The 8,440-nt window shown below is 44.2% G+C and carries 9 protein-coding genes and 1 pseudogene; all 10 read left to right on the top strand.

The features are described from left to right. Positions 1-121 precede the first annotated feature (121 nt). Positions 122-457 (top strand): YdcP family protein, encoded by a 336-nt coding sequence (locus tag H8909_RS11970; protein ID WP_369409835.1) that lies wholly within the window; start codon positions 122-124, stop codon positions 455-457. Between the two features lie 13 nt (positions 458-470). Beyond that, complete coding sequence (locus H8909_RS11965) at positions 471-1,862, top strand: FtsK/SpoIIIE domain-containing protein (RefSeq protein ID WP_187012990.1); 1,392 nt, start codon at positions 471-473, stop codon at positions 1,860-1,862. A 158-nt stretch (positions 1,863-2,020) separates the two neighbouring features. Continuing rightward, positions 2,021-3,253, top strand: a complete 1,233-nt coding sequence (gene mobT, locus H8909_RS11960) for a MobT family relaxase (RefSeq protein WP_106987467.1) — start codon at positions 2,021-2,023, stop codon at positions 3,251-3,253. 3 nt (positions 3,254-3,256) lie between these two features. Continuing rightward, positions 3,257-3,391 (top strand): DUF3789 domain-containing protein, encoded by a 135-nt coding sequence (locus H8909_RS11955; RefSeq protein ID WP_005611092.1) that lies wholly within the window; start codon positions 3,257-3,259, stop codon positions 3,389-3,391. After that, positions 3,388-3,609 carry a hypothetical protein gene (locus H8909_RS11950; RefSeq protein WP_004844214.1) on the top strand — a complete coding sequence of 74 codons (222 nt, stop codon included), beginning with the start codon at positions 3,388-3,390 and terminating at the stop codon, positions 3,607-3,609. The genes H8909_RS11955 and H8909_RS11950 overlap by 4 nt, the downstream gene beginning before the upstream one ends. 4 nt (positions 3,610-3,613) lie before the next feature. Then, positions 3,614-4,105, top strand: coding sequence for an antirestriction protein ArdA (locus H8909_RS11945; RefSeq protein WP_106987468.1), 492 nt, complete (start codon positions 3,614-3,616; stop codon positions 4,103-4,105). A 27-nt stretch (positions 4,106-4,132) separates the two neighbouring features. Beyond that, positions 4,133-4,636 carry an antirestriction protein ArdA gene (locus H8909_RS11940; protein ID WP_005423194.1) on the top strand — a complete coding sequence of 168 codons (504 nt, stop codon included), beginning with the start codon at positions 4,133-4,135 and terminating at the stop codon, positions 4,634-4,636. A 112-nt stretch (positions 4,637-4,748) separates the two neighbouring features. Next, positions 4,749-5,138 (top strand): conjugal transfer protein, encoded by a 390-nt coding sequence (locus H8909_RS11935; protein WP_118771617.1) that lies wholly within the window; start codon positions 4,749-4,751, stop codon positions 5,136-5,138. Further along, positions 5,125-7,578, top strand: a complete 2,454-nt coding sequence (gene tcpF / locus H8909_RS11930; protein ID WP_187012989.1) for a conjugal transfer ATPase TcpF — start codon at positions 5,125-5,127, stop codon at positions 7,576-7,578. The genes H8909_RS11935 and tcpF overlap by 14 nt, the downstream gene beginning before the upstream one ends. Beyond that, positions 7,575-8,324, top strand: a pseudogene (locus H8909_RS11925) (CD3337/EF1877 family mobilome membrane protein); the annotation flags it as partial. The gene tcpF and the pseudogene H8909_RS11925, both read left to right, overlap by 4 nt. Between the last annotated feature and the right edge of the window lie 116 nt (positions 8,325-8,440).

Below are 8,440 nucleotides of genomic sequence, written 5' to 3'. Positions count from 1 at the left end.
TCAGATCACAAAAACAGGTGGAAGATTATGCCGTCATAAAAGGCACATTTTCCACCTGTTTATTAATTTAATTTGCGGTTTTATTAGTTTATATTATGGGTAGAGTTTGCGGTTTAACAGAGTGTTGAAGTTCTCCGCATTACGCCGTGAGGTTCATGTACAGAATGAAGATGGAACAGTCAGTGAAGAAATCAAGGAACGCACCTATGATTTAAAATGCAACACACAGGGACGCATGATACAGGTATCCGTTCCAGCGACTGTTCCGTTAAAGGACTATGACTACAACGCCGAAGTGGAACTTATCAATCCTGTTGCAGATACGGTAGCCAATGCGAATTACCGTGGTGCAGATGTGGACTGGTATGTAAAGGCAGACGATATTGTTTTGAAGAACAAAGGCACTCATGCCGGAAATCCACAGAACAATGCTCCACAGCAACCGCCGAAGAAATAAGAGGTGTTAGCGTATGACGTGGAAAAAGAAAGGTAACAGGATTCGTGCCAGTGACAAATCACTGGTCTATCACTTCTGTATCGACTGGCTGTTGCTTTTGTTCGTTGCGGTGTTCCTGCTACTGAACCTGCGACAGCTTCTTGTTACCGACTGGAAAGATTTTAACCTGCTCCATGCCGGAATTACTTGGACTGTCTACAATTCTATTACGGTTCTGATAGCGACTGGTGTGTGTGCATTGGTCGCTTTTCTCTACTACCGTTACGGATATGACCGTATCAAGCGGTTGTTGCACAGACAAAAGCTGGCTCGTATGGTGCTGGAAAATAAATGGTATGAAGCAGAAATCACCAAAGACAGCGTTTTTTTCACTGACCTGCAAAGCAGATCCAGAGAAAAAATCGTGTGGTTTCCGAAAATCTACTACCAGATGGACAACGGCTTGCTCCATATCCTGTGTGAAATCACAATGGGAAAATATCAAGAACAGCTCCTGTCCTTAGAGGATAAACTGAAATCAGGGCTGTACTGTGAGCTGACCGACAAGACACTGCATGACGGATACATCGAATACACCCTGCTCTATGATATGATAGCGAATCGTATTTCGATTGATGAAGTGATTGCCGAAAACGGCGGTCTGCGGTTAATGAAAAATCTGGTGTGGGAATATGATTCACTTCCCCATGCCCTTATCTGTGGTGGTACAGGTGGTGGAAAGACCTATTTTCTGCTGACCATCATTGAAGCCCTGCTTAAAACCAATGCGGATTTATATATTCTTGACCCGAAGAACGCTGACCTTGCGGACTTGGGAACGGTCATGGGAAACGTCTACCACACGAAAGACGATATGATTGACTGCGTCAATACCTTTTATGAGGGCATGGTCACACGCTCGGAAGAAATGAAACTGAACCCGAACTACCGTACAGGAGAAAACTATGCCTATCTGGGACTTTCTCCACAATTCCTTATCTTTGATGAATATGTGGCTTTCCTAGAAATGCTCACAACAAAAGAAAGTACCGCCCTGTTAAGCCAGCTAAAGAAAATCGTCATGCTTGGCAGACAGGCTGGCTATTTTCTGATTGTGGCTTGCCAGCGTCCAGACGCAAAGTATTTCGGGGACGGTATCAGAGATAACTTTAACTTCCGTGTGGGGCTTGGTCGCATGAGTGAACTTGGTTACGGTATGCTCTTTGGAAGTGATGTGAAAAAACAATTTTTCCAGAAGCGAATTAAAGGGCGTGGATACTGTGATGTGGGAACAAGCGTCATATCTGAATTTTACACTCCCCTTGTACCCAAAGGCTATGATTTCTTAGGTACGATTGGGAAACTTGCACACATAAGGCAGGACGGACAGGTGGCGTGCGAAGCGAAAGCCACAGGTACGGACTAGCCTTGCTGGTGTGGCGGTAGCCACGCCAGCATATATCAAGCCCCTCGGTATCTAACAGAGGGGCACAAATCACAAGGAAACATACACAAAAGTTACCGATTCTTGGCTGAAATCAAGCGTTTGGTAGCTTTTTTTATTGCTGTGACATCGGATAAAAAATGTCACAGTTTTTTTGTAAAGGGGGTATCGCACTGAATGATACAGAGTGGATACAGGATTTTGCAGACAAGCGTTTGCAGTACGGTGTATCCCAGACGAAACTTGCGGTCATGGCTGGAATCAGCCGTGAACATTTAAGCCGTATCGAATCCGGCAAGGTGGCGGTCACAGAAGAAATGAAAGTGAAACTTTTGGAAGCTCTGGAAAAATTCAATCCAGAAGCACCGCTTACCATGCTGTTTGACTATGTGAGGATACGGTTTCCGACACTGGATATTGGACACATCATTAAGGACATCTTACTGCTCAATATCCAGTACATGATACATGAGGACTTCGGGCATTACAGCTACACAGAACACTACTACATCGGAGATATTTTCGTATATACTTCCCCAGATGAAGAAAAAGGTGTCCTGCTGGAACTGAAAGGAAAAGGCTGTCGCCAGTTTGAAAGTTATCTGCTGGCACAGGAACGGAGCTGGTATGACTTCCTTATGGACGCTCTGGTGGACGGCGGTGTGATGAAACGCCTTGACCTTGCCATCAATGACCATACGGGAATGTTGGATATTCCAGAACTGACCGAAAAATGCCGGAATGAGGAATGTGTATCGGTGTTCCGTTCCTTTAAGTCTTATGCTTCCGGCGAACTGGTCAAGCATGAGGAACAGGACAAGGCTGGTATGGGCTACACGCTTTATATCGGCTCATTGAAAAGTGAGGTGTACTTCTGTGTCTATGAAAAAAGCTATGAGCAGTACATCAAACTGGGGATACCCATTGAGGAAGCACCGATAAAAAACAGATTTGAAATACGGTTGAAAAATGAACGTGCTTATTATGCTGTCCGTGACCTGCTGACCTACTATGACGCTGAACGGACGGCATTTTCTATTATCAACCGTTATGTACGCTTCGTGGATAAGGAAGCAGACAAGAAACGGAGCGACTGGAAATTATCTGTCCGATGGGCGTGGTTCATCGGGGAAAACAGAGAGCCGTTAAAGCTCACGACCAAACCCGAACCCTACACACTGGACAGAACCCTACGCTGGATTCAACGGCAGGTTGACCCGACACTCAAAATGCTGGAAGCAATCACAGCGAAAACAGGGATTGATTATCTGAAAGAAATCCGTAAATCCACGAAACTGACGGAAAAGCACTACAAGATAATCGAACAGCAGACCACAGCTACCGAAGATGTGATTTTGGAAAAGGAGAATTGAAAAATGCAACGATTATTATTTGATTTCCTGTTCTTCTCTTTAGGGGGAACAGTTGGCGTGATTGCCATGTGTATTTTACAGGCTGGCAGACAGTCTGACAGAAAAATGATGGAACTGAAAGGAGAAAAGAAAGCATGAATTTTGGACAGAACCTTTATAACTGGTTTTTAAGCAATGCACAGAGCCTTGTGCTGATGGCGATTGTGGTTATCGGTATCTACTTGGGATTCAAACGTGAGTTTTCCAAACTCATCGGATTCTTGGTAGTTGCCTTAGTAGCAGTTGGTCTTGTATTCAATGCGTCCGGCGTAAAAGACGTATTGTTACAGCTATTCAATAAGATTATTGGAGCGTAAGCCTATGGAAGAATGTAGCGTATTGATAGAAAGTACCTTGCCAGCAGAGGATAAAACCTCTCGCTGGTTCAATCTCCCCATTGATTATGAGCTGTTCCATGACCTGCTCGGTGTGGAAGCTGACAGTGGCGATTATCAGATTATAGATATGAAACTCCCTTTTGCTGGCGATATTGTAAGAACAACCAGCGTCAGACGATTGAATAAGCTGTACTTTGCTTACATGGAGTTACCGCCAGAAGTTCAACAGGCATACAATGACTTGATTTCCTATTGTGGCGGTGTTGAGGATTTATTACAGAAATCAGAAGAATTTCGGTTTTATCCAGAGTGTCACAACATCATGGACGTTGCCCGTTACCGACTGGAACATAACATTGAATTTTCTGCCCTCTCCGAAAAAGGGAAAAAATACTTTAATCTGGAAGCCTATGCACAGGAGCTGGAAGAAACAGGACGTTATGTTGTCAGTGAAAACGGTATGTTCAAGCTCTGATAGACACCGAAAGGAAGTGAACCACTTATGATTGATGATATGCAAGTCTATATAGCCAATCTTGGCAAGTACAATGAGGGAGAACTGGTCGGGGACTGGTTCTCTTTTCCGTTAGACGAAGAAGTGATTGCAGAACGTATCGGCTTAAATGCAGAGTACGAAGAATACGCAATCCATGATACGGACAACTTCCCGATGGAGATTAGCGAATACATTTCCATCGAAGAACTGAACCGTATCTATGAGCAGTTGGAAGAATTACCGGATTACCTGCTGGACGACTTGGACAGTTTTATATCCTGCTATGGGAGTCTGGAAGAACTGGTGGAACATAAGGACGACATCATTCTGTATTCCGGCTGTGAAACGATGACCGATTTAGCCTACTATCTGATTGATGAAGAACAGGTACTCGGAGAAATCCCGTCCTCTTTACAGAACTATATCGACTATGAAGCCTACGGGCGTGACCTCGATATAGAGGGGACATTTATTGCAACAAACGCTGGTATCTGTGAGGTACTGCGTTAAGGGCTGGCAGATCAGCACCGCCACTGGTGCTACTGTCAGCTTTTCTCTTGGGGCAGTCTGGAAAATCCGGCTGTCCCTGTTGTTAGGAAAATAAAGAAAGGAGCATTTACAAGTGAAGAAAATCCGAAGTTATACAAGTATCTGGAATGTGGAAAAGGTACTGTATGCCATCAATGATGTAAACCTGCCATTCCCTGTGACCTTTACCCAGATTACATGGTTCGTGCTGACGGAATTTATCATCATTCTGTTTGCAGATGTACCGCCACTTTCCATGATTGAGGGTGCGTTTTTGAAATATTTCGGGATTCCCGTTGCCCTTACATGGTTTATGTCACAGAAAACCTTTGACGGGAAAAAGCCATACAGTTACATCAAGACGATGGTTCTGTATGTCCTGCGTCCCAAAGTGACTTATGCCGGAAAAGCCGTGAACCTGCATAAGCAGAAATTTGAGGAAACTATCACGGCAGTAAGGAGTGTGACCTATGTTCCCGATTAAATATATCGACAACAACCTTGTCTGGAATAAGGACAATGAGGTGTTCGCCTACTATGAGCTGATACCGTACAATTATTCATTCTTATCCCCAGAACAGAAATACCTTGTGCATGACAGCTTCCGTCAGCTTATCGCACAGTCCCGTGAGGGAAAGATTCATGCGTTACAGATTGCAACCGAAAGCTCAATCCGAAGTATACAGGAACAGTCAAAGAAGCTGGTAACGGGAAAATTAAAGGAAGTCGCCTATCAGAAAATAGATGACCAGACCGAAGCCCTTGTATCCATGATAGGCGACAATCAAGTTGATTACCGTTTCTTTCTGGGATTCAAGCTCATGGTCACAGAGGACGAAGTCAATCTGAAGAACATCAAAAAATCGGTATTTCTGACATTCCGTGAGTTTTTGAATGAGGTAAGGCATACGCTGATGAACGACTTTGTTTCTATGAGCAATGATGAAATCAACCGTTATGCGAAGATGGAAAAACTGCTGGAAAACAAAATCTCCCGTAGATTCAAAATCCGCCGACTGGAAGCCAAAGATTTTGCGTATCTGATGGAACACCTCTACGGCAGGGACGGGATAGCCTATGAAGATTATGTGTATCCTCTGCCAAAAAGAAAATTAAAAAGAGAAACACTGATTAAGTATTATGACCTTATCCGTCCTACCCGTTGCGTGGTGGAAGAAAGCCAGCGATATTTGCGTCTGGAACATGAGGACAGTGAAAGCTATGTGTCCTACTTTACGGTCAATGCGATTGTCGGAGAACTGGACTTCCCATCATCGGAAATCTTTTATTTCCAGCAACAGCAGTTCACATTCCCTGTGGATACGTCCATGAATGTTGAGATTGTCGGAAATAAAAAAGCCTTAACCACTGTCCGTAATAAGAAAAAGGAATTAAAGGACTTGGACAATCACGCCTATCAAGCCGGAAATGAAACAAGTTCAAATGTGGTGGAAGCCTTAGACAGTGTCGATGAACTGGAAACAGATTTAGACCAGAGCAAGGAAAGTATGTACAAGTTAAGTTACGTCATACGGGTATCTGCACCCGATCTTGACGAACTGAAACGCCGTTGTGATGAAGTCAAGGACTTTTACGATGATTTGAATGTGAAGCTGGTTCGCCCTGCCGGAGATATGATGGGACTGCATGGAGAGTTTCTTCCAGCCAGCAAACGTTATATCAATGATTATATCCAGTATGTGAAATCCGACTTTTTAGCCGGACTTGGTTTCGGTGCTACCCAGATGTTGGGAGAAAATACAGGAATCTATATCGGATATTCCGTGGATACAGGAAGAAATGTCTACCTGCAACCGTCCCTTGCCAGTCAAGGGGTAAAAGGTACGGTCACAAATGCGTTGGCTTCTGCCTTTGTGGGTTCGCTTGGTGGTGGAAAATCATTCTGTAATAATCTGCTGGTGTATTATTCCGTTCTGTTCGGTGGACAGGCAGTTATCCTAGACCCGAAAAGTGAGCGTGGAAACTGGAAAGAAACACTGCCGGAGATTGCAGAGGAAATCAACATTGTAAACATTACCAGTGATTCCAGCAATCAAGGGCTGTTAGACCCGTATGTGATTATGAAAGATGTCAAGGACGCTGAAAGTCTTGCCATCGACATTCTGGCATTCCTTACAGGAATTTCTTCAAGGGACGGCGAAAAGTTCCCTGTCCTTAGAAAAGCTGTCCGCACGGTATCCCAGAATCAGAACCACGGGCTGTTACAGGTCATTGAGGAACTGCGAAAAGAGGATACCGCCGTATCCCGTAACATTGCAGACCATATCGAAAGTTTTACGGACTATGATTTTGCACAGCTTTTGTTCTCGGACGGTTCAGTGGAAAATGCAATCAGTCTGGATAACCAGCTCAACATCATACAGGTTGCAGATTTGGTTCTGCCGGATAAGGATACTACCTTTGAGGAATACACGACTATTGAACCGTTGTCGGTATCCATCTTAATTGTTATCAGTACCTTTGCCCTTGATTTTATTCACAGTGACCGAAGCATTTTTAAAATCGTGGACTTAGACGAAGCATGGGCGTTCTTAAATGTGGCACAGGGAGAAACACTCTCAAATAAGCTGGTGCGTGCTGGCAGAGCCATGAACGCCGGAGTTTATTTCGTGACACAATCCTCTGGGGATGTATCGAAAGAAAGTCTGAAAAATAACATTGGCTTAAAGTTTGCGTTCCGCTCCACAGATACCAATGAAATCAAGCAGACCTTAGAGTTTTTCGGGCTGGACAGTGAGGACGAAAATAACCAGAAACGGTTGAGGGATTTGGAGAACGGACAATGCTTAATGCAGGATTTATACGGGCGTGTCGGTGTGGTACAGATACACCCTGTCTTTGTAGAACTGCTCCATGCCTTTGATACCAGACCGCCGATAAAAAGTGAGGTGGATTTGGAATGATGAAATCTATCACAAGAGAAAAGGTATTCCATGTACTGAAACTGGTACTGCTTGCCGTGACCGTTACGCTGGTACTGCTGTCCCTGCTTGGGACGGTAGCTCATGCGTCTGGACTGGTCGATGATACGGTCAATGCAGACAACCTGTATTCAAAGTATCCGCTTTCCAACTATCAGCTTGATTTCTATGTGGACAATAGCTGGTCTTGGCTACCGTGGAACTGGCTGGACGGCATTGGAAAATCGGTGCAGTACGGGCTTTACTGTATCACAAATTTTGTCTGGACAATCAGCCTGTATCTTAGCAATGCCACAGGATATGTGGTGCAACAGGCGTATAAGCTGGACTTCATCAATGACATGGCAGACAGTATCGGGAAAAGTATCCAGACACTTGCCTGAGTGACCGAACATGGATTTTCCAGCAGTGGATTCTATGTGGGATTCCTGCTCATTATCATTCTGATTGTAGGTGTTTACACCGCCTATACAGGGCTTCTCAAACGGGAAACAAGCAAAGCACTTCACGCTGTTATCAACTTTGTGGTGGTGTTCATTGTGTCTGCGTCCTTTATTGCTTATGCTCCCAATTATATCCAGAAAATCAATGATTTCAGTTCGGACATCAGCACCGCTTCTCTGGACTTGGGGACAAAAATCATGCTCCCCTATTCAGAAAGCAAAGGCAAGGACAGCGTAGACCTTATCCGTGACAGCCTGTTTGCGATACAGGTAGAAAAACCGTGGTACTACGTCAAGAAAAAGTACCAGTCAAACTGAGATTTCTTTACTAATTCAATTAATCTTTACATAACTTTTTTCATATTGATTTGGACTTTGATAATTACAGTGGCTATGTATTC

This window comes from Catenibacterium faecis, from assembly GCF_014306455.1.
GTDB lineage: Bacteria > Bacillota_I > Bacilli_A > Erysipelotrichales > Coprobacillaceae > Catenibacterium > Catenibacterium mitsuoka_A.
The sequence above is the reverse complement of the archived record's forward strand: the minus strand, read 5'-3'. Positions and strand labels throughout refer to the sequence as shown.

Coding starts and splice junctions, on each gene's coding strand:
- H8909_RS11965 (WP_187012990.1), top strand. CDS start 471: ATGACGTGGAAAAAGAAAGGTAACAGGATTCGTGCCAGTGACAAATCA.
- mobT (WP_106987467.1), top strand. CDS start 2,021: ATGTCACAGTTTTTTTGTAAAGGGGGTATCGCACTGAATGATACAGAG.
- H8909_RS11955 (WP_005611092.1), top strand. CDS start 3,257: ATGCAACGATTATTATTTGATTTCCTGTTCTTCTCTTTAGGGGGAACA.
- H8909_RS11950 (WP_004844214.1), top strand. CDS start 3,388: ATGAATTTTGGACAGAACCTTTATAACTGGTTTTTAAGCAATGCACAG.
- H8909_RS11945 (WP_106987468.1), top strand. CDS start 3,614: ATGGAAGAATGTAGCGTATTGATAGAAAGTACCTTGCCAGCAGAGGAT.
- H8909_RS11940 (WP_005423194.1), top strand. CDS start 4,133: ATGATTGATGATATGCAAGTCTATATAGCCAATCTTGGCAAGTACAAT.
- tcpF (WP_187012989.1), top strand. CDS start 5,125: ATGTTCCCGATTAAATATATCGACAACAACCTTGTCTGGAATAAGGAC.